Genomic DNA, 25,169 nt, shown 5'->3' on the forward strand with positions numbered 1-25,169 from the left:
TGGGGCGTGAGGTGGGAGTGCAGTGTGAGGTGGGGTGAGGTGGGGTGGGGTGGGCCTTGGAGCTGCACGCCCTGGAAATTGTTATCGCTAACATCCACCGGGCGTCAATGCTCGTGCAGCTGATGCGGTGTCGACCCGGCCGGAATCGAACCGGGTTCAGGTGGCCGACGCGGAGCGGGTCAGCGTCTCCAGCGGGTTGGTCAGCACCTCGGTGAACGCCAGCTCGGCGGCGCCGATCAGGACGGTGTCGGCGCCGAGTTCGCCGACCCGCAGCCGCAGGTGCTCCCGTACCGCGGCGAGGGCGTTGGTGTTGATCCGGCTGCGCACCTGGGCGGCTGAGCCGAGGAAGACGTCCCGGAGCGTCCCGCCGAGGATGACCAGGTCGGGATCGAACACGTTGACCAGGTTCGCGATGCCGATGCCGAGCCAGTCGCCGACGCGGTGCAGCGCCTCGCGGGCGGTGATGTCCCCGCGGTCGGCGGCGGTGACCACCGACCGCACCGCCTCGGCCCCGGTGACGGTGGCGTCCCGGCCGGCGGCCTCCAGGAGGGCGCGCTCACCGGCCTCGGCCTCGAGGCAGCCGTGGGCGCCGCAGCCGCACGGCCGTCCGCGGTACGGGTTGACGGTCATGTGGCCGACCTCGCCCGCGTATCCGCGTGCGCCGCGCAGGAGTTCGCCCTCGATGATCACTCCGGCGCCGATCCCGATCTCGCCGTTGAGGTAGACCAGGTTCCGGGTGCCGCGGCCGACGCCCCTGCGGTGCTCGGCGAGTGCGGCGAGGTTGGCGTCGTTCGCGACCAGCACCGGCACGTCCAGGCCCGGCACACCCAGGCGGAGCCGCTCGGTGAACGCACCGGCGAAGTCGAGGTCACGCCAGCCCATGTTGGGGGTGAGGCCGACCAGCCCGTCGGGGTGGCGGACGATGCCGCGCACCGCCACCGCGATGCCGATGCACGAGCTGCCGGCCGGGGCGCCGTCCAGCATCTCGCGGGCGAATCCCGCGAGGACGGCGACCACCTGGGCGGGGTCCTGCGGGTGTCCGGAGGGCCAGGGGCACTCGCGGCGGTCCAGGAACACTCCGCCGAGTCCGATCAGGGCGGCCGCCAGCCGCTCCACGCCCAGGTCGACCGCCAGCACGTGCACCTGGGTGGACTCCGGTTTGACGACCAGTGAGGGCCGCCCGGCCCGGCGGGTCTCCTGCGGCAGTTCCTCACGGACCAGGCCCGCGGCCGTCAGATCGCCGACCAGGCCCAGGATGGTGCTGCGGTTGAGGCCGAGCCTGGTCGCCAGCTCGGCGCGCGAGGTGGGCCCGTCGTAGTGGACGTGGCGCAGCAGGGCTCCCAGGTTCTGCTGACGGACCTCTTCCTGGGAAGGACCGGCTTTCATGGCGGGGGGACTCTCATCGTCGGGCTGGACTCGGCGACCCTCATCGTAGGGCCGAGCGGCGGCGGGACATGGCGTCCACACCCGCCGCCACCAGCAGCACCGATCCCGTGACCGCGTACTTGACCCCCGAGGTGTAGCCCATCAGCCCCATGCCGTTCTGGATCACCGCGACGACCAGTCCGCCGAGCACGGCGTCGACCACCCGGCCGCGGCCGCCGAACAGGCTGGTGCCGCCGATCACGGCGCTGCCGACGGCGAGCAGCAGGACGTTGCTGCCGCCGGTGTTGGGGTCCACCGAGTTGCCCCGCGAGGCGGCGATGATGCCGCCGACGGCGGCCAGGCAGGAGCAGATGACGAAGGCGGCGGTGCGGATGAAAGCGACGTTGATGCCGGCCCGGCGGGCGGCCTCGGGGCTGCCGCCCACCGCGTAGACGTGCAGGCCGAAGCCGGTGCGCTGCAGGGTGAGGGTCCCGATCAGGAGGAGGACCCCGATCACGGGCACGACGATGGGAACGCCCTTGAGCGAGCCGACGAGGACGTTGCGGCTGCGCTCCTGGTTGAGCAGGTACACGGCCAGTCCGCCGAGCACGACGACGGCTCCGGTGCGAATCGCCAGCAGCGTCACCGGGGTTCCGGCGAGGCCCCGGCCGCGCCGGTCACGGCTGCGGCGCACCTGCACGGCGGCGTAGGCGGCGACGCAGCCGGCCAGCAGGACCCAGCCGATGACGGGGCTGAGGTTGTCGTTGGCGATGGCCAGGATGGTCGGGTCCTTGACGGAGACGTTGGTGCCCTCCTTCAGCAGCATCAGCACGACGCCCTGGAAGCCGAGGAACGCGGCCAGTGTCACCACGAAGGAGGGGATGCCGACCTTGGCGACCAGTGTGCCGATGAGCAGGCCGATGGCCGCGCCGGTCAGCATCGAGGCGGTCACCGCGGCGTACCAGGGCCAGCCGTGGTTCGTCAGCAGGATGGCCAGCACCGCGGCGCAGACCCCGCTGGCGTATCCGGCCGACAGGTCGATCTCGCCGAGCAGCAGGACGAAGACCAGCCCCATGGCGATGGCGATGCTGCCCGCGCTCTGGGTGAGCAGGTTGGCGAAGTTCAGGTTGGACAGGAAGACCGGCCGCAGCACGGCGAAGAACACGCACAGCACGACCAGGCCGGCCACGGCGGGAAGGGCGCCGAGCTCGCCCGCGCGCACCTGGTCCAGGTAGCCCCGGCCGAGGGCGGCCAGGCCGGCCGCCGGCGGCCGGCCCTCCGCGGGGTCGGATCCGGCGGGACGGTCCGGCCGCTCGGGCTTCTGCGGGGCGAGGGCGGCGGTCATGCGGCGGCTCCCTTGGGGGTGGTCTGCGGGCCCAGGTCGCCGCTGCGACCCGAGGTGATCAGTTCGACGACCTGGGCGTGCGTCACGTCGGAGGCCCTGACCTGGGCGGCCATCCGTCCGAGGTAGAGCGCGGCGATCCGGTCGGAGACCGCGAAGACGTCGTTCATGTTGTGCGAGATGAGCACGACGGCCAGCCCGTTGTCGGCCAGCCGGCGGACGAGTTCCAGGACCTGCGCGGTCTGCGCGACGCCCAGGGCCGCGGTCGGTTCGTCGAGGACCACCAGCTTGCTGTTCCACAGCACCGCCTTGGCGATGGCGACGGTCTGGCGCTGGCCGCCGGAGAGGCTGGAGACCTTCTGCCGGAGGGACTTGACCGTGCGCACCGACAGCCCACGGAGGGTCGCGGCGGCCATCTCCTCCATCGTCGCGTCGTCCAGCACCAGGCCGCGGCGCTTCTCCCGGCCCAGGAACATGTTCTGGACGATGTCGAGGTTGTCGCAGAGCGCGAGGTCCTGGTAGACGATCTCCACGCCGAGCGTGGCGGCCTCGCGCGGGCTGTGCACCTGGACGGGACGGCCTTCGAACAGGTAGTCGCCCGCGTCGAAGGGGTGGATGCCGCCGATGCACTTGACCAGCGTCGACTTGCCCGCGCCGTTGTCGCCGACGAGCGCCGTGACCTCCCCCGCGTGGGCGCTGAACGCGACGTCGTGCAGGACCTGGACGGGGCCGAAGCTCTTGTCGATCCCGCGCAGCTCGAGAATCGGTGTCTCTGTCATGGGTGAGGCTCCTGGGGATGTGACGGGAGTGGGCCTCGCGCCGCCGGCGGCCGGGGCCCACTGGTACGGCCGAGCGCTCACGCGCTACCCGCGGCCGGACTTCACTCGATGCCTGACTTCACTTGCTGCCGGCCCTCACTTGATGCCGGCCTTCGTGCACAGCGCGTCGTAGTCGCCGGTGCACAGCTGCGCCCTGGTGACGTAGCCGTCGGTGAGGACGTCCTGGATGTTGTTCTTGAAGACGGACAGGGGCGCGAGCAGCACCGACGGGACGTCGCGGTTGCCCGTCGGGTCGTGGACGGTGGCGTTCGTCTCGCCCTTCTTGCCACCGGCCAGGGAGACCGCGAGGGTCGACGCCGCGTCGGCCTCCTTCTTCACGGCCTTGTAGACGGTCATGCACTGGTCGCCCGCCAGGATGTTCTGCAGGCCCTGCACGGTGGCGTCCTGACCGGTGATCGGCACCTGCCCGTTGCGGTGGTTCTTGCGCAGCACGGCGACGGCCGAGTTGGCCAGGCCGTCGTTGGCCGCGAGCACGCCGCCGATGGCCGGCTGGCTGGTGTACATCTGCTCGAAGATGGTCTGCGCCTGGGCGTTGTCCCAGTCCGGCACCGACTGGTTGGGGCCCTTGGTGTACTGCCCGGAGGCGTAGAGCGGGTCGAGCACGCCGTTGTAGCCGTTGGCGAACAGCGTGGCGTTGTTGTCCGTCGGGGAGCCGTTGAGCTCGGCGACCACGGGGTTCTTCGCGCCCATGTCGGTCAGACACTTCGTCAGGCCCTCGCCCTGGAGCTTGCCGACCTGGGTGTTGTCGAAGCTGACGTAGTACTGGGCGGAGCCGCCGAGGGTGAGCCGGTCGTAGTCGATGGTGGCCACGCCCTGGGCCTTGGCCTTGTCGAGGACGGCCTTCCCGGTCCCGCTGTCGAGGTTGACGATGACCAGCACGTTCACTCCGCTGGTGATCATCTGGTCGGCGATGGTCTGGAACGCCTGCTTGTCGCCCTCGGCGTTCTGGATGTCGTAGTCCACACCCGCGGCCTTGAAGGCGGCCGCGAGGTACGTCCGGTCCGCGGTCTCCCAGCGCACGGACGACTTGCTGTCCGGCAGGATCACGCCGATCTTCGGCTTCTTGGCACTTCCCGAGCCGGTGCCGGAGCCCGAGGATCCGCAGGCGGTGACCGTGGAGAGCAGGGCCGCCGACACGGCGGCGGTGGCGAACAGGAGCCCCTTGCGCATGGGCAGGGTCCTTTCGAGGCGTGTCCGGCCGATGCCGGACGTGCGTGACTGAGGGAGGGGGTGCGGAAGGGCACGAGCCCGAACCAGGAGAAGCGGCCGGCCCTGTTTGTTGCCTGCGACAACATACGACTGCGAATGAGGTCCGCCAACCCCTCGCGTCGACCCTCGAACGTAACGATCGAGTCACCGGAACCCGGCCGCCGTCACATCCCCGCGTCCGGACCGCCGTTCCGGGGGCCTGTTCGCCGTGCCCCCGGCCGGGTAGGGTTCCCGCCACTGCGAGGGGACGGAGGGGAACGGGGTGGGTGAGCGGCGGCGCGAGTACGGGGCGCTGGAGGCCGAGGTCATGGGCCTGCTCTGGGCGTCGGCCGGTCCGATGACGGCGGCCGAGGTCCACGAGGCGCTCGACGACACGGACCTGGCCCCCAAGACGGTGCTCACCGTGCTGGTCCGGCTGCACGGCAAGGGCCTGCTGGAGCGGGAGCGGACCGGCCGGGCGCACGCCTACGCGCCCGTGCGCGGCCCGGCCGACCAGGCCGCCTCGCAGATGAACCAGGCGCTCGCCCGGGGCGCCGACCGCCTGGCGGTCCTTCAGCACTTCGTGGCGGGCCTCGGTCCCGAGGACGAACGGGCGCTGCGAGACCTGCTCGACACCCGCGAGTAGCGCCGGTCCGGCCCTCCGCCGAGATCGACGCCAACGGCAAGGTGTACGTCGCCCGGCAGGACTACCGCTTCCGCTCGGGCTGCCCGGCCAACGACATCGTCTGCGCCGCCTCGACGGACGGGACCACGTGGTCGGCGACTACCTCTCCACCTCGGTGGCCAACGGCAGGGCGGTGGCCGTCCTCGCCGTCGGCAAGGCGCCCGCCAACGGCCAAGCCTTCGACGAGGCCATGTACGCCGTCGCCGGGGGCCTCGCCCTCCGGGCCGGGTCCGCTCCCTGCACCACCGGTCCGGTGCTGTTCGCCACGCCCGACCGGGCAGACGCTCCGACCGTCCGCCCCTGATCGGCTCCCCCGCCGCCGCCCCATCGGCGCCCGGTCCGCTCACGTGGAGCGGGCCGGGCACCTTCGTCCCGGAACCGGCCCGGCGTCGCCGTCGTCCAACCCCGGAACCGTACGAGACCGGAGACGCCCGAACCGTGAAGACACCCCTCGCCACCTCGGCCGCCGTGCTGCTGCTCGTCCTGACCGCCGCCGGTTGCGGCTCGGGCGCCTCCCCCGCGCCCGCACCCGCGCCGGTCGGCACGACCGTCCCGAGCACCCCGCCCGCCGCTGTGGCCGGCGCATCGACGCCGGCCGCGCCCCAGCAGGGCGGCGCCATCGCCCCGAGCGCGCCCTCCTCCCAGGGCTCCGCACCGGCGGGCCTCCACACTCCCGGGACGACCGCGCCGCGCCCCGCCACCACGCCCACCCTGCCGCCGAACAACGGCGAGAACCCGGTCGACCTCCAACACCGCCCCGGTAGCGCACCCTCGCATCCTGCGGGCTGAACCTACAGCCGCCCCGCCCGGCGGCGCCCCGTCGACCGAGACCGGTCGAGAGGAGGGGGTCAGCCAGCGTGGTTCCGGCTGGAGGCCGCCACGGCGGCGAAGCCGTGGTCGAGCATCTCCCGCTCGTACGAGCGGAGGGCGTCCAGCAGGGGCGCGCCCGAGACGAGGCGCGCGGCGAGCAACCCCGCGTCGTGGATGGCCGTTCCCGCGCTGATCCCGGCCGGGGGCATGGGGTGCGCAGCGTCGCCGACCAGGGTGACGGGGACCGGCGGCCACGGGCCGGGGCGTTCGGAGCTCTGGATGTTCGCGGGCACGACGTACCGGAGGTCACCCAGGCGGACCAGGGCGCTCAGCGAGGGGTGCCAGTCCGCGATGCTGTCGGCGGCCAGGTTCAGTTGCTCGGCCGCGCCGAGGTCGAGGAGTTCGGGGCCGAAGTCGCCGGCCACGCTCCACATCACGTAGTCCTCGGCCTCCGGCAGGCCGAACTCGGCCGGGCTGCGCCGGAACTGCTGGGCGGACAGGGCCAGTTGGCGGCCGGCGGGGCCGACGATCCCCAGGAAGCCGCCGAGCGCCGGTTCCGGGGTCAGCGCCCGTACGTGCGCGGTGAGCGGGGTGCGGCCGTAGATCAGCCGGGTGTCGCGCACGGTCACCGGGAAGTCGGGCAGCAGTTGGCGCCGGACGCCGGAGTTGGCACCGTCCGTGGCGACCAGCAGGTCTCCCTCGGCGGTGGAGCCGTCGGCGAGGTGGACGCGTACGGTGCCGTCGTCGAGCAGGTCGTAGCGGGAGAAGGCGGCGCCGAAGCGGACCGAGCCCGTCAGGCCGCGCAGCATGATCCGGCGCAGCGTGAGCCGGTCGACGGTGAGGCCGGACGCCTCGGGGGGAACCTCGATCTCGCGGAACTCCCGCAGGTCGGGCCCGGCGAAGGCGACGCCTCGGGTGGTCAGGCAGGAGGTGGCACGGGCCTGTTCGTAGTCCGCCGGGGGCAGCCACCGGCGCAGCGCCGCGTCCCCGTCGGCGTTGATGTGGATCCGGTAGCCCTGTGCGCGGGCGTCGACGGCGGCGTCCCGCTCGAGGACTCGTACGTCGTGGCCGTGCCGGAGCAGGCCGTGGGCGAGGCACGGGCCGGCCAGGCCGGCCCCGATGACGAGAACGCGCATGATGCAACCCCAAGGTGAGATCGTCTCATGTGAGACCGTCTCGCACGCTAGCATCGCCCCCATGGAAGCTCAAGAAGCCCAACCGGTCGATCCGGCCGCCCTCGGACTGCTGCTGTACCGGGCCCACCAGCTCGCCCGCGCGAAGGCCAACCAGGCGGCCCGCCCGACGGGCCTCGAACTTCAGCACGCCGGGGTCCTGTCCGCGCTCCGGGAGGGCCGCGCCCGCAGCCAGCGCGAGCTGGGGGCGGCGCTCGGCATCGACAAGTCGACCCTGGTGCGGATCGTGGACGACCTGGAGGGCCGGGGCCTGGTGCAGCGGCGCCGGGCGCCGAACGACCGCCGGATGTACGAGGTCGCGATCACCGGGGAGGGCGAGCAGCGGCTCCGGGAGGCGGGCGAGCTGTTCAGCGGCGCGATGCTGGAGCTGCTGGAGGTCCTCGGCACCCGGGAGCAGCGCCATCTGCACGAACTCCTGACCCGGTTCGTCGCCCAGGACCGGAACCCGCCGGCCCCCGCCGCTGAATCCGAATAGGTGACTACGCCCGGCCGACCGCGTCGACCCGTGGCGATGATGACGTGTGCGACGACGCCGCCGCACGGCTCCCGGCAGGACGCCGGTCGAGCCGGCGTCGCCCACCCCTCATCCTGCGGAGGCCACCATGACCATGCTGTTGATCCAGGGCTCGTTCCAGGTGATCGGCGCCCAGCCGGACGGCGACTCGATCCACTTCACCCCCGACGACCCCAACGACTGGAACCTGCTGCACGGCACCAACACCGTCCACCACAACGGCCAGGGCCGCACCCAGCTGCGGCTGGACGCCATCGACGCCACCGAGACCCACTACGGGCCCAACCGCGACCACCAGCCGCTCGTCCCCGGCCACGCCGCCGCCGACGAACTGCTCGCGTTCCTCGGCTTCAGCAACATCCAGCGCGACGCGCACGAGACCATCACCGGCGTCACCCCGGCGACGGCCCCCGGCTTCATCCTGACCCGCGACGCCGACCAGTTCGGCCGCTGCATCGCCCTGGTCGGCGCGGGGCAGGGCCCGGCCGCCAGCGGCACCGACGTCGCCGTGGACGTCCCCCTGCTGCAGACCACCGCCAACCACCACCTGGTGAAGACGGGCCTGGCCTTCCCCACCTTCTACCGCAGCCTCTTCCCCGACCTGCGCAACGAGCTGACCACCGTCGCCGTCGCCGCCCGCGCCGCCGGGCTGGGCCTGTGGCCGCAGGACGTCACCACCACCGGCGTCAAGATCACCGGGCTGACCTCCGTCACCGAGGACGCCGTGATCCTGCCCAAGCTGTTCCGCCGACTGATCGACTACTTCCAGCTCGGCAGCTTCGACATCAGCGGCTTCCCCGCCTACCTCGCCCAGCGCGCCGACAAGTACACCATCCTGTCGACCAGCCACTTCACCACGGGCCTGGACCTCGTCGTCCAGGTCACCAACGGCGACACCCTGCGGATGACCAACCCGCCCGAGGACCTCGTCTTCGACGAGTCGTGACGGAGTGCCCGAGTGACGGAGTGCCGGACCGACGGAGTAGCGGAGCGGCCGGAGCCGTCACCGCCCACCGGATCAAGACCGCCGAACCGGGCACCCGCAACCTGGTGAACCACCTGGCCAACGAGGTCGTCGGCCTGTTCGACCGGCCGCTCTTCGCGTTCCGCGGGCCGCAGTCCGCCCTGGGGCTGGACACCTTCCGCGACGGCGCCTTCCGCACGGCGGACCCCCTCGCGGCCACCCTCTGACGCGCGCCACTACTCCCGTATTGGCACTACGGAAGTAGTGGCACTACAGAAGTAGTGCAGCGGCGGCGCGGGTCAGGAGGCCGGGCTCACGCCCAGGGGTCGCTGAAGGACCGTCCGGGGACGGGCTTGGCGATCAGGGCGATGGCGATGAAGAAGTTGACCTGCCCGATGGCCATCATCAGGGTGGCGAGCGCCTTGTCGTCGTACTGCCGCGACGCCTCGGCGTACACCTCGTCGGAGACCCGCTCGCCGTGCACCGACGGCTGGAGCACACCCTCCACCAGGGCGAGGGCGGCCCGCTCGGCGGCGGTGAAGTACGGCGCGTCCTGCCAGGAGGACACGGCGGTGATCCGCTCCTCGGACTCCCCGGCCTTGCGCAGGAACCCCGTGTGCAAAACGGTCAGGTAGGTGTTGGCGACGATCTGGCCGGCCCTCAGCTGGACCAGGCTGATCGTGGTCCGCGGCACCGTGCGGTTGCCGGTGGCCTTGAACAGTGCCGCCGACACCTCCGCCAGCTCGGGGACGAGCTCCAGCGGGTCCCGGGTCATCCGCGGGGTGATCGAACGCGTTTCCATCGTCATCTGCTTCCTCTTCGGCATCACGTGCTTTCACCGCCCATGACGGAGAGGGGCCGGGGAAGGTAACAACGCACCCGGCCGAGAGGAGTCCCCGGCCCGCCGGACCGCCTTCCTCCCTCACTGTGGTCTCGACCAATCCAGCCAGTGGTTCAGACCTGTCGAGATGATGCGGACCCCGTCGAATCAGGTGTCAACACCCGTGCCGCAAACGGAATATGGGACGCCGGACGCCGCCCGTGACTCCGGTACGCTGGCCACGGGTACCAGCCCGACGCGCACCGACCCCGGGGGACCGATTGATCCGCCTACAGCAGCGCACGTTCACCCTGATCCCGTGGCCCTGGCGGGCCATGTCCTGGGCCCAGGTGCCCGAGGGGCTCGAGTTCACCCTCTACGACGTCGTCGGCCCGACCGTGCGCGGCGTCGAGGTGGCGGGCAGCGAGGAGGACGCCACCCGGTGGAAGGTGGGCCACGACGCGTACCAGAGCCTGCTGAGCCACGCGGAGGAGGTCGTCCGCCACGCCCACGGCGTGCGGTGCAAGCCCGGGTTCATGGTGGACATGCGCTCGGTACGGCTGTGGCGCTACGGGATGCTGCCCCACCGCAGGGCCCGCTCCCGGCGGCTGTTCGCCGAGTGCGAGGCCCTGATGCGCAAGGCGGAGGGGGCCTACCGCCCGATCCTCGAGGAGATCGAGGCCCTGATCGCAACCGCCTGAGCCCGCACCGGAGTGGGATCCCGGTCCGGCATCCGGCCGTGACGCGGCCTCGCCCAGGCCGGCGCCCTCCTGCCGAGTCGCCCCGGACGCGTGAAACCACATGTACGCACCTCTACCCCTCTACCCCTCTGCCCCTCTGCCCCTCTGCCCCTCTGCCCCTACGATGACCGCATGAGTACCGGCGCCGATCCAGCAGATGCACACCGCTCGCAGCAGCGGGGCGAGGAGCGGCTGGACGCCGCCGTGTCCGTACTGGCCCTGCTGGCCGACCGCACGCGACTCGCGCTGCTGGAGCGGCTCGGGCGGGGGGAGGCGGACGTGACGACGCTGACGGAGGTCAGCGGCGCGGCGCGGCCCTCCGTCAGTCAGCACCTGGCCAAGCTGCGGCTCGCCGGGCTCGTCACCACGCGCAAGGACGGGCGGCGGGTCGTCTACTCGCTGCGGCACGGGCACCTGCGGCGGCTCGTCGACGAGGCACTGAACGTCGCCGACCACCAGATCGCGCACCTGCCGCCGCACGACTGAGCCCCCGCCCCGAGCGAGGGCCGAATGCCATACAGGTGCACACGTATGCACGTGTTATTTATGCTGGTTCCATGCTGAGCGTGCTCCGCAACCGCGCCTACCGCCACCTGTTCACGGCCCAGGTCGTCGCCCTCGTCGGCACCGGGCTGGCCACCGTGGCACTCTCGCTGCTCGCGTACAGGATCGCGGGCGACGACGCCTCGGCGGTGCTCGGCACCGCGCTGGCGATCAAGATGGTCGCCTACGTGGCCGTCGCGCCCGTCGCGGGGGCACTCGCCGGGCGGATACCCCGGCGGGCGCTGATGGTGGCCATGGACCTCACCCGGGCCGGGGTCGCGCTCGCCCTGCCGTTCGTCGACCAGGTGTGGCAGGTCTACGTCCTGATCTTCCTGCTGCAGGCCGCCTCCGCCGCCTTCACCCCGACCTTCCAGGCCACCATCCCGGACGTGCTGCCCGCCGAACGCGACTACACCAACGCCCTGTCGATGTCCCGGCTCGCCTACGACCTCGAGTCGCTGTTCAGCCCGGCGCTCGCGGCGGTCCTGCTGTCGGCCGTCTCGTTCAACTGGCTGTTCGCCGGGACGACGGTCGGGTTCCTCGCCTCCGCCGTCCTGGTCGTCTCGGCCGTCCTGCCCGGACCGGCGCCCGTCGAGCGCGGCGGCGGGATCTACGCCAAGGCGGCGTTCGGCTCGCGGCTCTTCCGGGCGACGCCCCGGCTGCGGGCGCTGCTCGCGCTGGACCTCGCGGTGGCGGCGGCGGGTGCGATCGTCTTCGTCGACACCGTCAACGTCGTCCGCGACCACTTCCACCGGCCCGCCGGGGCGGTCTCGCTCGCCCTCGGCGCGTACGGCGTCGGCTCGATGCTCGCGGCGCTCGTACTCCCCCGGCTCCTCGACCGGGTCGGCGACCGCGCGGTGATGCTGGCGGCGGCCTTCGCCCTGCCCGGCGTCCTGGCCGCCGTCACGGCGATCACCTCCGCCTCCGCCGACACCGGCACGTGGTTCGCCCTGCTCGCCGCCTGGGCCCTGGTCGGCGCCGCCAGCTCCGCCGTCCTCACCCCGGGCGGGCGGGTCATCCGCCGCTCGGCCGCCGACCCCGACCTACCCGCCGCCTTCGCCGCCCAGTTCTCCCTCTCCCACGGCTGCTGGCTGCTCACCTACCCCCTCGCCGGCTGGCTCGCCGCCGGAGCCGGACTGCCCGCCACCGCCGTCGTCCTCGGCCTCCTCGCCCTCGGCGCAGCCGGTACGGCGGCCGCCCTCTGGCCGCCCCGCGACCCCTCAGCCCTCGGCCACACCCACACCGACCTCCCCGCCGGCCACCCCCACCTCGCCGACGCCCGCCCCGCCGCCCACGGCACCTGGCGCCACGACCACCACTACGTCATCGACCAGCACCACCACACCTGGCCCCGCCCCGTCCGCACCCACACCCCGGCCGCCTGAGGCGGTTGAACCGTCAGCCGTCCCAGCTCTCGAAGACGTGGGTGTCCACCAGGTAGCTCGGCGGGAAGCCGAGGCCGACGTCGGTGAGCAGGCGAGCGAGGAACTCGCCCAGGCCGCAGTCGATCCGCTGCCAGCCCGCGGTGTACTCCTTACGAACGAGCACGGGCCAGGCGGACGGGTCGTCCGCGCCGGTCTGCCAGACGAACTCGACCTCCTGCTCCGAACTGCCCCACTGGAGCAACCCGTGCGGCGCCGGGAACGCCGGGTGCGGATCGAACCGGTCGGCGCCGCTCCTCGACCAGCCGATGAGGTCCAGGCCCGTGTGCGGGACGAGCAGGTCGACGTATCCGTCGAAGCTGCCCGGGCCGAACGCGTCGACGATCTCCTTGTAGTCGTCCGGCAGAGCGGTCCCCAGGGCGGCCTCCACCGCCTGCCAGTCGACGGCGGGGCGGTCCCTCGGCTTCCAGCCGGTGATCGCGCAGAGCCTCTCGGTCCAGGAGCTCTCTTCGGGCAGCCCGGCCCACGCGGGGTCGGGCCGCTCCGCGACGACCACGACCGGCTGGGTTCCGGCTCCGGCTCCGTTGCCGACGGCGATCCGGCCCAGGCCGATCCAGTGGGCCCGGTACCCCCAGCCGGCCAACTCCACCAGCTCGTCGCCGAACGGCTCCAGCAGTGAGAGGCCCCGCGCCTCGGTCACGGTCGGGTCGACGAAGCGGTCCATGGCCAGGCTGCGCGGCCGCCCCGCCCACTGCCCGAGCGTGGCCCTGAGCCCGGCCAGCTCGTCCGGGTCCGTGTCCTCGGGAAGCCGAAGGACCGTCGGCCGCCCCTGACGGTCCGGATCGTGGCTGTCCAACAGGTCCCGGACCATCACGACGAGTTCGGTGTGCGACTGCTCTGACGGCTCTGGTATCGAAGGCATCGAAGATATCGAAGGCATCGGACCAGTCAACACCGTCACCCTGTCAGTCGTCGGCGGCGACGAGGAGGGTGAGGACCCCGGTGTTCCGGCCGATGAGGACGAGTTCGTGGAACTCGATGTCGATGGGGCCGTAGTCGTGGCGCGCGGCGCACCGGCGGAGGTAGTCGCCGCTGCGGGCGACAACACTCCCGCCGTCGGGCGGTTTCCGGCGTCAGCCGAACAGGCGTCTCTGGATCTCCCGCCGGTAGTCCTCGAGCGTCCGGTCGAGGTGTACGACGGTGGCTGCGGCGGCCTCCTCGGGGCGGCCGTCGCGGATGGCCCGGTAGATCGCCTCGTGCTCCTCGACCGCGGACTGGGCGCCTTCGCCGAGCGTGTCGTGGAGACCGATGGCGCTGGACTGCCGTTGCAGTCGGCGTGCGTCGCGTACGGCGCTGAGGAGGAAGGTGTTGTGCGCGGCGGTGGCCACGGCCGTGTGGAAGTCTTCGTCGGCCTGGTTGAACACGTCCACCCGGGCGTGGTCGACTCCGTGCCGGCACTGCTCCGTGGCGATTTCGATGGTGCGCAGTTCGGCCGGTGTGGCACGGGTGGCCGCGAGGCTGCTGGCGGCGGTCTCCTGGACCTTGCGGAACTCGAACAGCATGAGGACGTGGTCGATGTCGACGGGGCGGAAGAAGCCGCCCCAACGGCTGGTGATGAGCATGCCCTCGTCGTCGGCGACGAACAGCCCGCGCCCCTTGTGGGCCCGGACGCGGCCGAGTGCCGAGAGGATCTTCACGGCTTCCCGCACCACCGCCCTGCTGGTGTTGAGGATCTTGGCCAGGTCCTGCTCGGTGGGCAGCCGGTCGCCGGGCTCCAGGCGCTGCCCGGCGATGTACTCGAGGATCTGCTCCGACACGATCTCGTACCCGGGGCGGTAGTCCCGACGCTCCTCGACCGAGCCGTTCACCGCTGCCGCGACAGCGGGAGATGCCTGCGGAGGCACGGCCGTGTCGGTCGTGGGCGTCTCGTTCATCTGTCCTGCCTCCGGGTGACGGCGCGAGGGGCGGCTGATCGCTGTGGAGCCGGCCCATCGTACCGCAGGGGGCGATGAATCCTACTCATTACCCAGAGCCCGCCGGCCTTGATCCGAAGGTGGAATCGGGCAGAACAGGGATGAACAGGTCGCAAATCCACTGAAATAGCGGGACATCGGTCGGAAACCTCCCTGAAATGAGGCTGCGACAACCCTTGACGCCCCTCGAAATAGGGCGGCTAATTTATCCCGAGGCTGACGGCGGACCATCAGCCCTTCGGCACCCGACGCCCGGCCTGGGACGGCTCGGCGTCACCCGTCCCCCACCTCCCGACGTGTTCGGGCCCCTGCAGTGGAGTCGCTCATGACCGTCAACCAGCCGCAGGCCGGCAAGGCCAAGGCAGCACTGTCCAGCAGGAGACGAGCGGTGGCGGTGGCCGCCTGTTCGGCCGCCCTGGCCATGACCGTGGCCGCCTGCAGCAGCGGAACCCCCGCCAGGACCACCAAGGACGGCTTCGCCCAGGCCGCCCAGACGGACGGCGCGTTAACCGTCTGGGTGGACGCGACGCGCATGGCCGCCGCGAAGCAGTACCAGGCGCTCCACCCGGAGGTGAAGCTGGACATCGTCTCCTACGACGGTGACGCCAACGGGTCGAACTACCTCCAGACCAAGGTCCAGTTGTTCAACCGGACCGGCAAGGGCTGGCCCGACGTCGTCTTCAGCTCCCAGAACAACGAGGCGACCTGGGCGGTCGACGCGGGCTTCGCCGCGCCGCTCGACAAGGGCCTGGTCCCGGCGGAGACCCTCGCGGGGTTCGCCAAGGGCGCCAACGACGTCTGCACGGTCAACGGCAGCGTCTACTGCCTGCGCAACGACCTCTCGCAGGCGGTGCTCTGGTACAACGCCCCGCTGATGCGGCAGTTCGGCTACACCGTGCCGAAGACCTGGGAGGAGTACCAGCAGCTCGGGGAGAAGGTGGCCGCCGAACACCCGGGCTACCTGGTGGGCGACGCCGGCGACTCCTACACCCCCGAGATCTACCTCTGGGCGAGCAAGTGCGGGGCCAACCACATCACCGGCCCCAAGGCCGTGTCGGTGAACACCGGCGGTGAGAACTGCACCAGGATGGCCAAGCTCATGGACGGGCTGATCAAGAACGGGTCCATGTCCGCCGGCGGGGTCTTCAGCACCGACTTCGGCAAGAACCGGGCCGACAAGGTCCTGCTCATGCCCGGCCCGGCCTGGTACGGCGGTGCGGTGTTCAGGGACACCCTCAAGACCCCGGACAGGACGATCGGGGTGGCCCCGCTCCCGCAGTGGCAGGGCGACACCTCTCCGTCGACCGGCAACGTCGGTGGCGGCACCTGGGTGCTCTCCCAGCACTCCACCCACCTCAGGGCGGCCACCGACTTCCTCCGGTGGGTCACCACCGACAACGCCTACCAGGGCGAGAAGGCCCCCGGCTTCCCGGCCTACGCGCCCGCCGCCGAGAACTGGTTGAAGGCCCAGGCCGCCTCCGGGTACTTCGCCGGGGACCTCGGCGCCCTCAAGGACGCGTCCTCCCAGGTGTGGCCGGACTGGGGCTCGGGCCAGTTCAGTCAGGAGGCGATCTGGGCCGCCACGGTCAAGCCCGGCCTGACCCAGGGCCGGACCATCACCTCCCTGCTGCCGGCCTGGCAGGACTCGATCGTCAAGCACGCCGAGTCCTTCGGCTACAAGGTCTCGCAGTGACCGTGACCTCCTCCTCGGGCGGCTCCGGCCGGCGTCGCAGCGGCGCCGGCCGGAGCCGGGCCGGCCTGGCGTTCGTCGCCGGCTACGCGATTCTGCTGGTCGCCTTCGGTGTCCTCCCGACCGCCTACGCGGTTCACTTCGCCTTCACCGACGCCGGTGGCTCCTTCACCGGCTTCTCCAACTTCGTCACCACGGCCCAGGACTTCCGGTTCGTGGACTCGGTCGGCCACGTGGCGGTCTACCTCCTGTTCTGGCTCGTGTCGCTGGTGGTGTTCGTGGTGAGCCTGGCGCTGCTGCTGCACCGCCTGTCCTCCGGGCCGCTCAGCCGCACGCTCCGCTTCCTGTACTACATCCCCGGGGCGCTGGCGGGCGCCGCGAGCGTGCTGGTGTGGCTGTTCATGCTCGACCCGACGGTGAGCCCGGTCAGTTCCCTGCTGGGGCTGCTGGGGTTCGACACGTTCGGCGCGGTCATCGCGCCGGGCAACCTGCCGGTCCTGTTCGCCGTCATCGCGTTCTGGACCGGGGCGGGCGGCTGGATCGTCGTCATGTACGGCGCGCTCAACAACATTCCGCAGGACGTCCTGGAAGCCGCGCGGATCGACGGCGCGAGCGCCTGGCGGACCGCCTGGCACGTGCAGATCCCCATGCTCCGCAAGTGGATCGTCTACATGGTGATCCTCGCGTTCGCGGGCGGCGCGCAACTCTTCGTCGAGCCGCAGCTCCTCTCCCTCGCCAGCGTGGGCGTGGCCGGGCGCGACTACTCGCTCAACCAGCTGACGTACGACTTCGCCTTCCAGATGAACAACATCAACGGCGCCGCCGCGGTCTCGATGGAGCTCCTGCTCGTCAGCGTGACGGCCGCCGGTCTCTTCGTCGCACGGTCGGGATTCTTCGATGCGGACTGAGCCCCTCTCCCTTCGCCGGGCGCCGTCAAGGCTGCTGACCGGCTCCGTCCTGACGGTTTTCGCGGTGTTCTTCGTCCTGCCGGTGCTCTGGCTCGTCCTCGCGGCGACCAAGACCGACCGGCAACTGGTCCACGACAGCCCGCTCTCCTTCGGCTCCTGGCACGCGCTCGCGGACAACTGGCACGCGCTGAGCGGCTTCCAGGACGGCGCGATCCTGCAGTGGCTGGGCAATTCCGCCCTGTACGCCGTCGTCTCCCTGGTCATCACCCTCTGCGTGTCGGTGCCCGCGGGATACGCGCTGGCCATGACCGAGTTCCGCGGCCGCAGGACCCTGCTGGTCGCCACCCTGATCGTGATGCTGATGCCGAGCGCCACGCTGGTGGTGCCGCTGTTCCTGGAGATCAACGCGGCGCACCTGATCGGCACGATGTGGTCGATCGTCCTGCCGTACGCCTTCTACCCGTTCGGGGTGTACCTGACGTACATCTACTTCAGCACCGCCGTACCGAAGGACCTGCTGGCGGCCGCGCGGATGGACGGCTGCTCCGAGTTCGGCGTCTTCCGCCACGTGGCACTGCCGCTGGCGACACCGGTCGTCGCGCTCGTGGGCTTCTTCAGCTTCGTCGCCAACTGGACCAACTACTTCCTGCCCTACGTGATGCTCCCCGAGAGCGACCAGATGCCGGTCCAGGTGGGCGTCGGCAACCTGCTCAGCAACGTGCCGCAGTTCAACCCGGCCGCCGGATCGCTCGCGATCGAGCGCCCGCAGCTGGCGCTCGCCACCCTGGTCGCCATCACGCCGGTCCTGGTGGTCTTCCTCTTCGCCCAGCGCTTCCTGGTCGGCGGGATGCTCGCCGGCGCCACCAAGGAATGACGCCCGCGCCGTCACCCGATCGGAGAACCTCCGCCATGCCCCTCAGCCCCACCGACCGCTCCCCGGGCGAGGAGGGCGCCGCGGCGTCCCCCGTCGAGATCCGGGCCGGCGTACCGCTGCTGGAACCGCCCGGCTGGGCGGTGGCGCAGCGCTCGCTGTTCGACCTGCTGGACCACGGCTGGCGCCGCTTCGCCCGGGACTTCACCGGCCCCGACGGCCGGCTGAACTACACCGGGCGGCTGACCACCCGTGACGGTGCGGACGACTTCTACGAGGTGTTCTTCAACTGGCCGCAGCTGTACCTCCTCGGCGGCGCCGACGACCTGCTGGCCGCCGGCGGCAAGCACTGGGAGGGAGTGACCGCGCAGCTCACCGAACTGGGCATGCTCCGCGACGGGTACGAGCGCGGCTACGACTGGTTCCACCAGGGCGAGAGCCTGCTCCTGCTCTACTTCCTGTGCATGGCCGAGCCGGACCGCTGGTCCGAGCGCGCCCTGCGGTTCGCCGACCTGTACGTCGACCCGGCCAACGGCAACTACGACCCCGCGCACCGCATCATCACCCGCCCGCACAACGGCGCCGACCCCGGGCGCACCGGGCTGTCCGACGGCGACGTCTACCCGTGGCTGCAGAAGGAGGCCGACACCTACGGGTACCCGCTGGAGTGGCTGCCCGACGCGGCCGAGGGCCCGTACCCGCTCTCCGCGGACCCCCGGCTCGGCGAGCAGATGCGCGAGCGGATGGGCGTCGGCGACACCGCCGTCAACCTCGCCGCGGCCGGACTGGTGCTCAACGCCTGGGTCCTGTCCGGGGAGCAGCGCTACCGCGACTGGATCGTCGACTACGTCGGCGCCTGGCGGGAGCGCACCGAGGCGAACGGCGGTCTGATCCCGGACAACGTCGGCCCGGACGGGGTCGTCGGCAGCCTGCTGGAAGGGCGCTGGTACGGAGGCCACTACGGCTGGTCCTGGCCGCACGGCTGGCACAGCGTGGGCCATGCGGCCTGTGTGGCGGCGCTCGCCGCGGCGGTGGCCACCGGGGAGGACGACTACCTCTCGATGGTCGCGACCTCGCTCGACGACCTCCTCACCCGCGCCGAGGTGATGCCCTTCGGCGCGTCGGACTCCAGCCTGCGGTCCAAGTGGGTGGCCGAACTCGGCCCGGACACCGACGCACCGACGCTCCATCTCCCGTTCCGGCACAACGACTCGGGCTGGTTCGACTACAACCCGGTCACCCTGCCCGTGCCGGTGGCCCTGTGGCACCACACGGCCTCGGACGCCGACCGCGCCCGCATCGAGGGGCTGCGCGCGGCGGACGACCTCGACTGGAGCACCCTGCGGCCGTTCCGGGCCAAGGAGGAGTCCGGGCACGAGAAGGCGTGGTTCGCGTTCCTCGCCGGTGACGACCCCGGCTACCCCGAGCGGATCCTCGCCGCCGCCCAGGCGCAGGTCCGCCACCGCCTGCGCCGGATGGACCGCTACCGCGGCCTGGAGGTGGACGAGGCCGACATCCACGTGTGGCAGCAGTGCAACCCGGTGGTCACCGAGGCGCTCGTCCAGCTGACCTGGGGCGGCCCGCAGGTGCTCTACAACGGCGGCCTCCAGCAGGCCCGGCTGCGCTACCACGACGCCCGGGCCCGTCGCGCGGGGCTGCCGCCGGACGTGGCCGCCCTGGTCACCTCCATCGACCCCGGGGCGACCACCGTGGAACTGGTCAACCTCTCGCCCGAGGCGGACCGGACGGTGGTCGTCCAGGCCGGCGCCCTCGCCGAGCACACCATCGCCTCGGTCCGGTACACGACCTGCGCGGACGAGAGCTGGATCGGCGACCTGTACGACTACGGCCACTCCGAGCCGGTGGTCGGCGAGGCCGAGACGGCCTGCGGCGAAGCGTTCCTGACGGTCCGGCTGCCCGCGTCCACGCGGATCCGGCTGACGCTCCGCCTCGAACTCCGCACCCGTACCCCCAGCTACCGCTCACCGTTCGACGCCCCGGCCGACGGGTCCCAGGCCGACCCGCAGGCGTGATCCGGGCCCTCGCCGACTACGTCGCCGTGGTCACCCGGTCCGCCGAATACCCGGAGCGGGCACGGGCCCTCCAGGGTCCGTGCCCCGCTCCGGAGCGTGGTCGCCCGGGGCATCCTCAGGAGAGGCTCCACCGCTGGTTGCTCTGGCCGTTGCACGTCCACAGTTCGACCAGGGCGCCGTTGCCGGTGGAAGCCCCGGTCACGTCCAGGCAGAGTCCGGACTGGACTCCGGTGATCGTGCCGTCGGAGTTGAAGGTCCACTGCTGGTTGGTCTGCCCGTTGCACGTCCAGACGGCGACCTTGGTGCCGTTGGCGGTGCCCTTCGCGTACGCGTCCAGGCAGAGCCGGCCGGTGCCGCCGTAGACCGTCAACTGGCCGCCGGGGGTGCGGGTGAAGAGCTGGTTGGCCGAACCACCGCAGTCCCAGATCTGGGTCTGCGTCCCCGGGGTGGTCGACGAGTTCGGCACGTCCAGGCACTTGTTCGCGCCCACGGCGTGCACGGCTCCGGTGGTGCTGCCGCCGCTGCCGCCCGTCACCCCGGCCTGGGCGATCACCTGCTGCGCCCCGGCGGGCCAGTCGACTCCGCCGACCTGGACGTTTCCGGTGAGGACGTTGTTGTGCGGGGCACCGGTGGCGACCTGGGTGGCGCCCCCGTTGTACCAGTTGCCGGAGAAGGTGCTGTCGTTGGTGTTGTTGCTGCCGCTCGCGTTGGTGAAGGCCCACACGCCCGAGTCCTGGACCACGTTGCTGCCGAGGGTCTCGTAGCGGGAGCCCTCGTCGAGGTAGAGGCCGACGGTGTTCCTGTTGTCGTAGACGTGGTTGTGGTCGATGCTCGTCCCCGGGTTGGCGGATAGGGTGTAGATGCTGCCGCCGTCGTGGAACACCTTCTTGGTGCCGTGCACCTTGTTGTAGCTGATCACCGTGTTCTTCAGGGTCGTCGCCGTGGAGTAGACGGGCTGGTAGTCGTAGAGGCCGCGGTTGCGGTAGTCCTGGCTGCCGCCGGCGTCGTTGGCGCCCCAGCCCCAGCCGACGTCGATGCCGTCGTAGGCGAGGTCCGAGACCTCGTTGTGGGTGATGACGGCGTGGGTGACGTAGGTCGAGAGGATCCCGGCCATGTCCTTGTAGTCCTTGGCGACGTCACTGATCCGGTTGTCCTGGATGGTGATGTTCCGGTTCGTCATCGCGGCGTTGGACGGGTGGTGGGCGTCGGGCTGCACGCCGCCCACCACGATGCCCGACCCGGAGTCGTCGGTGAACGTGTTGCCCGAGACCGTGACGTCCGAGGCGCCCAGGCCGACACCGGAGGCATGGGCGTTGGCGTCGTTGCCGATGCCGAGGCCCACCTGGCCCAGGTGGGCGAAGGAGTTCCCGGAGAAGGTGACGGAGGCGGCCGCCGAGACCTGCACGGCCGCCGGCACCTGGTGCCAGCTGTTGCGGGCGGCCTCGAACAGCCGGCATCCCGACTGGCAGGAGGTCATGAAGTCCGAGGGCTGGTCGACGGTGTCCGCGAGGAACGCCCCGCTCTGCTGGTCGGCGTAGCCGATGCTGGTGCCGGGCTGCAGCCAGGTGGTGTGGCTGAAGGCGATGCCCTGGAAGGTGAGGTCGTGCGCGGGGCTGGTGTAGCTGCCGCCGATCTGCAACAGGGAGGTCAGCCGGGGCAGTTCGATGTCGTGGGCGGAGGCCGACCAGCCCGCGGGAGCCTTGTAGTAGAGCTGGCCCGCCTGCGGGTCCAGGAACCACTGTCCGGCGGACTTCAGGAACGCGTAGGAGTTCTCCAACTGCATCGAACCGCCGGCGAAGGGCTTGGCCAGGGTGTCGTAGCCCCAGTTGTTGTTGTTCCAGGCCGGCTGCTGCATGGTGATGTCGGTGCCGCTGATGGACCGCACCGGGGCGAAGCGGTCGGTGAAGGAGTTCTGGCTCTCCAGCTCGATCCGGTTCTGCTGCGGCAGCGTGGCCAGGTAGTTCAGCGCCGGATTGGTGATGGTCATCCCGCTCGCGGTGATGGTCACGTCGCTGCGCGAGATCGGGATCGCCGCGCGCGGCGCGAGCATGCCGTCCACGTACAGCTGGCGCGAGTCGGTTCCGGTCGGGACGGACGCGGCGTAGATGTTGTTCGCGGCGTCCTTCAGGGTCCAGCCCGTGACCTGCTGCCCGCCCGACAGCACCGGGGTGGCGCCCGGCGCGGCCTGCCAGACCACCCGGTGGCCGTTGCCGCCCGAGTCCGCGCTGCCGAGCGTGAGCGGCGCGGTCAGCCGGTAGGTGCCGTCCGCGAGTTGCACCACGATGTCCCCGGTCATGCTCGCGTTGACGGCCTCCACGGAGGTCTTCGCCTGGAGCAGGGAGCAGGGGGCCGCGGAGGAGCACGCGGTTCCGCTGCCGGTCGGTGAGACGTACAGGGTGGTCGTCGTCGCCGCGTGCGAGACCGCGGCGGGCGCGGCCACGAGGGCGCCAGCGGCCAGGGCCGGGACGAGGGCCCCTCGCACGAGGGTCGACGCCCGGAGTCGGCGTCGGGTGGGTTGCTTCATGGGATCGCTCTCTCTTCGCCTGGGTGGGGGCGTTCGGATCAGCTGCTCGGCTCTGCTCAGCTGCTCAACCGGCCTAGCTGCGGGCCCACTTCTGGTTGGTGGCGCCGGTGCACTGCCACAGCTGGATCAGGGTCCCGTTCGCGGTGCCGAAGGCGCTGACGTCGAGGCACAGGCCGGACTGGACGCTGGTGACGGTGCCGTCGGCGTTGACGTTCCACTGCTGGTTGGTCTGGCCGTTGCAGTCCCAGATGATCGCCTTGGTGCCGTTCGCCGTGCCCTTGGCCTCGGCGTCCAGGCACTTGCCTCCGTAGACCTTCAACTCCTTGGCGGAGGTCGACGTCCACTGCTGGTTGGTGCCGCCGTGGCAGTCCCACAGCTGCGTCTGGATGCCGTTGGCCTGGCCGGAGTTGGGGACGTCCAGGCAGCGGTCGGCGCTGGTGCTGCGCAGCGGGGCGCCCGCGGCGCCGCCCGCGTTGCCGTAGCCGACGGCGGCGATGCTCGCCTGGACCGCGTTCTCGGTGGCGTCCGTGGGGAAGCCCGCGGTGACGGCGCCCTCGAAGAACTCGCCCTGGCCGGAGACGCTGTTGTCGCCGCCGGTCCCGAGCAGGAGGGAACTGTCGGTCTTCATCGGCGAGTAACCGTTGGGCAGGGCGCCGGAGTAGGTGGTGGTGAGCCCGCCGGTCGCGGCGTTCCCGTACTTCAGGGTGAAGTTGCTGGTCCCGTTGTTCTTCTCCATGGCGGTGGCGAAGGGGAGGTGGACGCCCTGGTTGGCGGGGTCCTTGTTGGAGCCGGTGTTGGTGTGGAACATCCCGTTCTCGAGGTCGGCCTCGACCCAGGGGCCGCTGCCGGTGCAACCGCCGAACCAGCAGGCGTTGCCCCAGTAGATGGCGTTCATGGTGGCGTTGCCGGTGTCGGTGTGGCTGTTCTCGCCGCTGCCGTAGTCGAAGCAGCACCACTGGTTGGTGAAGTCGGAGGAGGTCAGCATGTAGATGCCCTCGGGCTGGGAGCCGGTGGGAGCTCCGTCGGCGTGGTCGTGGCGGTAGCCCACTCCCTGCGTGACCTTGACGCCGAAGACCGGGTGCCCGCCCGCCGTGACGGGCAGGGCCGCGGCGTCCGCGCCGACGTCGGCGCCGTTCGGGCCCGGTCCCTTCCAGTAGCCGCCCCACGAGATGGGCAGGTCGTTGTGGTGGCTGCTCTGGTCGTAGATCTTGGTGATGGTGCAGGAGGTTCCGGCGCAGAAGGCCGTCTGGGCCGACGCGTCGGCGTAGCCGCCGGCGGAGAGCAGGCCCACGTCGCGGTACGCGTGGTCGGATGCCCGCTGGACCTGGTACAGCGGGCCGTTGTAGGCCGTGAACAGCGCCCGGGTGGTCGCATGGGCCCCTATGCAGGGCGTGCCGCCGGCCGCGTAGAGGTCGCAGGGCAGCGCTCCTGCCGCGGCGGGGACGGCCGCGGCAGGGACGGCCTCGACGGGCTGCGCTCCTGCGACGGGACCGCTCGCGACGGCCCGGCCGCCGAGAAGGGCCGTCGCCATCGCGAGGACCAGCAGCAACGCGGCGGCCGGGGCGAACGGACGTAAACCGGTGGGGGTGGAGGGCGTGCGATGGTGCATCGGAGGCTCCTCGATGAGTAGGACTCTTTCGACGCAGATGGATCAGTCTCATGTGCGGAGCGGTGACCGCTCGAATGCCGCCGGACGCCCCACAGCAGCAGCTCCGCCACTGTGAGCGCTCACAATTGGCCGAGTGAGATCACTTGTGGGTCCGCGCTGCTCGCCGCTCGAAACATCCGGGATGGCGAAATGAGACTGACACATACGCCGCCGAGACTTCAAGACATGTGCAATACAAGCCTCTGCGACAGGCTCACGACGCCACTGAGCCCCGGTGGCACGGCCCGCGGTGAGATCTCGGAAACGATGCGTTCACGAGACGCGAACTCTCCGTGAAACAAGCGGTTCCTAGCGTATCCACCCATGGATTCGAAGCTGTATACGCAGCCGGACACGATGCCGGACCCGGGTGCGGTGGTGCCCCCGCCCTCGCTCCGCGAGGCGGCCTACGCACAGCTGCGCGCGGCCGTGCTGGACGGCGAGTTCGGCCCGCGCGAGCGGCTGGCCGAGATGCGGCTGGCCGCACGGTTCGGAGTGTCGCGGACCCCCGTACGCGAGGCGCTGGCAAGGCTGCTGGCGGACGGTCTGATCGAGCGTGGTGACGGCGGCTTCCACGTCAGGATCCCCAACCTGACCCAGCTGAAGGACTTCTACGAACTCCGGGTCACCCTGGAACTGCGCGGCATCGCCCGGGCGATCGAGGACCCCTCGGTCCGACACGACCCGGCCGTCATCGCGGCCGAGTTGGAACGCTGGTACGCCATGCGCGAGAACCCGCCCGCGTGCGACCCGCGCTTCGTCGTCCAGGACGAGCGCTTCCACGCCGAACTCTCGCGCGCCGCGGGCAATCCCGCGCTGACCGACGCCCTCGTGACGGTCAGCGAGCGCATCCGCAGCGTCCGTATGTACGACTTCCTCACCCAGGACCGGGTGGAGACGACCATCACGGAACACATCGAGATCATGGAGTTCGTTCGGGACGGACGGCTCGACGAGGGCTACCGGGCCCTGCACGCCCACGTCGGCGACTCGATGGCCGTGGTGCTGCAGCGTGCCCAGCGCGCGATGACGCAGATGGCCCTGCACGCCGACCGTCTCTGAAGCAGGCCACCCGAGAGCACCCTCCGTCCCTCCCCCCCCCCCCCCCCCCGCACCCCCCAAGGGCATGCCCTGACC

General features: G+C 71.3%; 24 protein-coding genes. 14 read left to right on the top strand and 10 right to left on the bottom strand.

The window, feature by feature from the left end:
• Positions 1 to 156: 156 nt before the first annotated feature.
• The 4 genes from IH61_RS0124055 to IH61_RS0124070 all read right to left on the bottom strand — a co-directional run bounded on the left by IH61_RS0124055 (position 157) and on the right by IH61_RS0124070 (position 4,716).
• Positions 157 to 1,386 (bottom strand): ROK family transcriptional regulator, encoded by a 1,230-nt coding sequence (locus tag IH61_RS0124055; RefSeq protein ID WP_031073212.1) that lies wholly within the window; start codon positions 1,384 to 1,386, stop codon positions 157 to 159.
• Positions 1,387 to 1,426: 40 nt separating this feature from the next.
• Positions 1,427 to 2,710, bottom strand: coding sequence for a sugar ABC transporter permease (locus tag IH61_RS0124060; protein WP_031073214.1), 1,284 nt, complete (start codon positions 2,708 to 2,710; stop codon positions 1,427 to 1,429).
• Positions 2,707 to 3,486 (bottom strand): ATP-binding cassette domain-containing protein, encoded by a 780-nt coding sequence (locus IH61_RS0124065; RefSeq protein WP_031073216.1) that lies wholly within the window; start codon positions 3,484 to 3,486, stop codon positions 2,707 to 2,709. Before IH61_RS0124065 ends, IH61_RS0124060 begins: the two co-directional genes overlap by 4 nt.
• A gap of 135 nt (positions 3,487 to 3,621) precedes the next feature.
• On the bottom strand, positions 3,622 to 4,716 hold the full coding sequence (locus IH61_RS0124070) for a sugar ABC transporter substrate-binding protein (RefSeq protein WP_031073218.1): 1,095 nt from the start codon (positions 4,714 to 4,716) through the stop codon (positions 3,622 to 3,624).
• Between the two features lie 301 nt (positions 4,717 to 5,017).
• On the opposite strand from IH61_RS0124070, the gene IH61_RS47815 reads away from it, so the two are divergent.
• From IH61_RS47815 to IH61_RS47825, 3 genes are all read left to right on the top strand, one after another.
• Positions 5,018 to 5,380 carry a BlaI/MecI/CopY family transcriptional regulator gene (locus IH61_RS47815; protein WP_031073220.1) on the top strand — a complete coding sequence of 121 codons (363 nt, stop codon included), beginning with the start codon at positions 5,018 to 5,020 and terminating at the stop codon, positions 5,378 to 5,380.
• A gap of 127 nt (positions 5,381 to 5,507) precedes the next feature.
• Complete coding sequence (locus tag IH61_RS47820) at positions 5,508 to 5,723, top strand: hypothetical protein (protein WP_031073222.1); 216 nt, start codon at positions 5,508 to 5,510, stop codon at positions 5,721 to 5,723.
• A 134-nt stretch (positions 5,724 to 5,857) separates the two neighbouring features.
• On the top strand, positions 5,858 to 6,208 hold the full coding sequence (locus IH61_RS47825) for a hypothetical protein (RefSeq protein ID WP_031073224.1): 351 nt from the start codon (positions 5,858 to 5,860) through the stop codon (positions 6,206 to 6,208).
• 59 nt (positions 6,209 to 6,267) lie between these two features.
• Here IH61_RS47825 and IH61_RS0124090 read toward each other — a convergent pair whose 3' ends face one another.
• The gene (locus tag IH61_RS0124090; RefSeq protein ID WP_031073226.1) at positions 6,268 to 7,365 is read right to left on the bottom strand and encodes an FAD-dependent oxidoreductase; all 1,098 of its coding nucleotides are present in this window, start codon (positions 7,363 to 7,365) and stop codon (positions 6,268 to 6,270) included.
• A gap of 61 nt (positions 7,366 to 7,426) precedes the next feature.
• On the opposite strand from IH61_RS0124090, the gene IH61_RS41320 reads away from it, so the two are divergent.
• From IH61_RS41320 to IH61_RS0124105, 3 genes are all read left to right on the top strand, one after another.
• A complete protein-coding gene (locus IH61_RS41320) occupies positions 7,427 to 7,897 on the top strand; it encodes a MarR family winged helix-turn-helix transcriptional regulator (RefSeq protein ID WP_051837811.1) in 471 nt (156 codons plus the stop codon).
• Positions 7,898 to 8,024: 127 nt separating this feature from the next.
• Positions 8,025 to 8,882, top strand: coding sequence for a thermonuclease family protein (locus IH61_RS0124100; protein WP_031073230.1), 858 nt, complete (start codon positions 8,025 to 8,027; stop codon positions 8,880 to 8,882).
• Positions 8,883 to 8,902: 20 nt separating this feature from the next.
• Positions 8,903 to 9,127: a hypothetical protein gene (locus IH61_RS0124105; protein ID WP_031073232.1), complete on the top strand. Its 225-nt coding sequence runs from the start codon at positions 8,903 to 8,905 to the stop codon at positions 9,125 to 9,127.
• A gap of 86 nt (positions 9,128 to 9,213) precedes the next feature.
• Here IH61_RS0124105 and IH61_RS0124110 read toward each other — a convergent pair whose 3' ends face one another.
• Positions 9,214 to 9,702, bottom strand: a complete 489-nt coding sequence (locus IH61_RS0124110; RefSeq protein WP_031073234.1) for a carboxymuconolactone decarboxylase family protein — start codon at positions 9,700 to 9,702, stop codon at positions 9,214 to 9,216.
• A 299-nt stretch (positions 9,703 to 10,001) separates the two neighbouring features.
• Between IH61_RS0124110 and IH61_RS0124115 the strand changes: the two genes are divergently transcribed.
• From IH61_RS0124115 to IH61_RS0124125, 3 genes are all read left to right on the top strand, one after another.
• Positions 10,002 to 10,421, top strand: a complete 420-nt coding sequence (locus IH61_RS0124115) for a hypothetical protein (protein ID WP_031073237.1) — start codon at positions 10,002 to 10,004, stop codon at positions 10,419 to 10,421.
• Positions 10,422 to 10,592: 171 nt separating this feature from the next.
• The gene (locus tag IH61_RS0124120) at positions 10,593 to 10,946 is read left to right on the top strand and encodes an ArsR/SmtB family transcription factor (RefSeq protein WP_031073238.1); all 354 of its coding nucleotides are present in this window, start codon (positions 10,593 to 10,595) and stop codon (positions 10,944 to 10,946) included.
• Positions 10,947 to 11,017: 71 nt separating this feature from the next.
• Positions 11,018 to 12,388, top strand: a complete 1,371-nt coding sequence (locus tag IH61_RS0124125; RefSeq protein WP_031073240.1) for an MFS transporter — start codon at positions 11,018 to 11,020, stop codon at positions 12,386 to 12,388.
• A gap of 13 nt (positions 12,389 to 12,401) precedes the next feature.
• On the opposite strand, the gene IH61_RS41325 is transcribed toward IH61_RS0124125, so the two are convergent.
• Complete coding sequence (locus IH61_RS41325) at positions 12,402 to 13,307, bottom strand: hypothetical protein (RefSeq protein ID WP_158845241.1); 906 nt, start codon at positions 13,305 to 13,307, stop codon at positions 12,402 to 12,404.
• A gap of 211 nt (positions 13,308 to 13,518) precedes the next feature.
• Positions 13,519 to 14,319: a FadR/GntR family transcriptional regulator gene (locus IH61_RS0124135; RefSeq protein WP_031073243.1), complete on the bottom strand. Its 801-nt coding sequence runs from the start codon at positions 14,317 to 14,319 to the stop codon at positions 13,519 to 13,521.
• A 364-nt stretch (positions 14,320 to 14,683) separates the two neighbouring features.
• On the opposite strand from IH61_RS0124135, the gene IH61_RS0124140 reads away from it, so the two are divergent.
• From IH61_RS0124140 to IH61_RS0124155, 4 genes are read left to right on the top strand one after another with little or no spacing between them, the layout of a single operon-like run.
• Positions 14,684 to 16,051, top strand: a complete 1,368-nt coding sequence (locus tag IH61_RS0124140) for an ABC transporter substrate-binding protein (RefSeq protein WP_031073246.1) — start codon at positions 14,684 to 14,686, stop codon at positions 16,049 to 16,051.
• On the top strand, positions 16,048 to 16,956 hold the full coding sequence (locus tag IH61_RS0124145; RefSeq protein WP_031073248.1) for a carbohydrate ABC transporter permease: 909 nt from the start codon (positions 16,048 to 16,050) through the stop codon (positions 16,954 to 16,956). The genes IH61_RS0124140 and IH61_RS0124145 overlap by 4 nt, the downstream gene beginning before the upstream one ends.
• Positions 16,946 to 17,830 carry a carbohydrate ABC transporter permease gene (locus IH61_RS0124150; RefSeq protein ID WP_051837815.1) on the top strand — a complete coding sequence of 295 codons (885 nt, stop codon included), beginning with the start codon at positions 16,946 to 16,948 and terminating at the stop codon, positions 17,828 to 17,830. Before IH61_RS0124145 ends, IH61_RS0124150 begins: the two co-directional genes overlap by 11 nt.
• A 35-nt stretch (positions 17,831 to 17,865) precedes the next feature.
• Positions 17,866 to 19,860, top strand: coding sequence for a hypothetical protein (locus tag IH61_RS0124155; RefSeq protein ID WP_031073252.1), 1,995 nt, complete (start codon positions 17,866 to 17,868; stop codon positions 19,858 to 19,860).
• A gap of 115 nt (positions 19,861 to 19,975) precedes the next feature.
• Here IH61_RS0124155 and IH61_RS0124160 read toward each other — a convergent pair whose 3' ends face one another.
• On the bottom strand, positions 19,976 to 22,384 hold the full coding sequence (locus IH61_RS0124160; protein WP_078911352.1) for a ricin-type beta-trefoil lectin domain protein: 2,409 nt from the start codon (positions 22,382 to 22,384) through the stop codon (positions 19,976 to 19,978).
• A gap of 73 nt (positions 22,385 to 22,457) precedes the next feature.
• Complete coding sequence (locus IH61_RS0124165; protein ID WP_051837817.1) at positions 22,458 to 23,993, bottom strand: arabinofuranosidase catalytic domain-containing protein; 1,536 nt, start codon at positions 23,991 to 23,993, stop codon at positions 22,458 to 22,460.
• Between the two features lie 363 nt (positions 23,994 to 24,356).
• Between IH61_RS0124165 and IH61_RS0124170 the strand changes: the two genes are divergently transcribed.
• Positions 24,357 to 25,094 carry a GntR family transcriptional regulator gene (locus IH61_RS0124170; RefSeq protein ID WP_031073258.1) on the top strand — a complete coding sequence of 246 codons (738 nt, stop codon included), beginning with the start codon at positions 24,357 to 24,359 and terminating at the stop codon, positions 25,092 to 25,094.
• Positions 25,095 to 25,169: the final 75 nt, after the last annotated feature.

The sequence above is a fragment of the Streptomyces sp. NRRL WC-3742 genome (assembly GCF_000720635.1).
In the GTDB taxonomy this organism is placed as follows: domain Bacteria; phylum Actinomycetota; class Actinomycetes; order Streptomycetales; family Streptomycetaceae; genus Kitasatospora.

Coding starts and splice junctions, on each gene's coding strand:
- IH61_RS0124055 (WP_031073212.1), bottom strand. CDS start 1,386: ATGAAAGCCGGTCCTTCCCAGGAAGAGGTCCGTCAGCAGAACCTGGGA.
- IH61_RS0124060 (WP_031073214.1), bottom strand. CDS start 2,710: ATGACCGCCGCCCTCGCCCCGCAGAAGCCCGAGCGGCCGGACCGTCCC.
- IH61_RS0124065 (WP_031073216.1), bottom strand. CDS start 3,486: ATGACAGAGACACCGATTCTCGAGCTGCGCGGGATCGACAAGAGCTTC.
- IH61_RS0124070 (WP_031073218.1), bottom strand. CDS start 4,716: ATGCGCAAGGGGCTCCTGTTCGCCACCGCCGCCGTGTCGGCGGCCCTG.
- IH61_RS0124090 (WP_031073226.1), bottom strand. CDS start 7,365: ATGCGCGTTCTCGTCATCGGGGCCGGCCTGGCCGGCCCGTGCCTCGCC.
- IH61_RS41320 (WP_051837811.1), top strand. CDS start 7,427: ATGGAAGCTCAAGAAGCCCAACCGGTCGATCCGGCCGCCCTCGGACTG.
- IH61_RS0124100 (WP_031073230.1), top strand. CDS start 8,025: ATGACCATGCTGTTGATCCAGGGCTCGTTCCAGGTGATCGGCGCCCAG.
- IH61_RS0124110 (WP_031073234.1), bottom strand. CDS start 9,702: ATGGAAACGCGTTCGATCACCCCGCGGATGACCCGGGACCCGCTGGAG.
- IH61_RS0124120 (WP_031073238.1), top strand. CDS start 10,593: ATGAGTACCGGCGCCGATCCAGCAGATGCACACCGCTCGCAGCAGCGG.
- IH61_RS0124125 (WP_031073240.1), top strand. CDS start 11,018: ATGCTGAGCGTGCTCCGCAACCGCGCCTACCGCCACCTGTTCACGGCC.
- IH61_RS41325 (WP_158845241.1), bottom strand. CDS start 13,307: ATGCCTTCGATACCAGAGCCGTCAGAGCAGTCGCACACCGAACTCGTC.
- IH61_RS0124135 (WP_031073243.1), bottom strand. CDS start 14,319: ATGAACGAGACGCCCACGACCGACACGGCCGTGCCTCCGCAGGCATCT.
- IH61_RS0124140 (WP_031073246.1), top strand. CDS start 14,684: ATGACCGTCAACCAGCCGCAGGCCGGCAAGGCCAAGGCAGCACTGTCC.
- IH61_RS0124150 (WP_051837815.1), top strand. CDS start 16,946: ATGCGGACTGAGCCCCTCTCCCTTCGCCGGGCGCCGTCAAGGCTGCTG.
- IH61_RS0124155 (WP_031073252.1), top strand. CDS start 17,866: ATGCCCCTCAGCCCCACCGACCGCTCCCCGGGCGAGGAGGGCGCCGCG.
- IH61_RS0124160 (WP_078911352.1), bottom strand. CDS start 22,384: ATGAAGCAACCCACCCGACGCCGACTCCGGGCGTCGACCCTCGTGCGA.
- IH61_RS0124165 (WP_051837817.1), bottom strand. CDS start 23,993: ATGCACCATCGCACGCCCTCCACCCCCACCGGTTTACGTCCGTTCGCC.
- IH61_RS0124170 (WP_031073258.1), top strand. CDS start 24,357: ATGGATTCGAAGCTGTATACGCAGCCGGACACGATGCCGGACCCGGGT.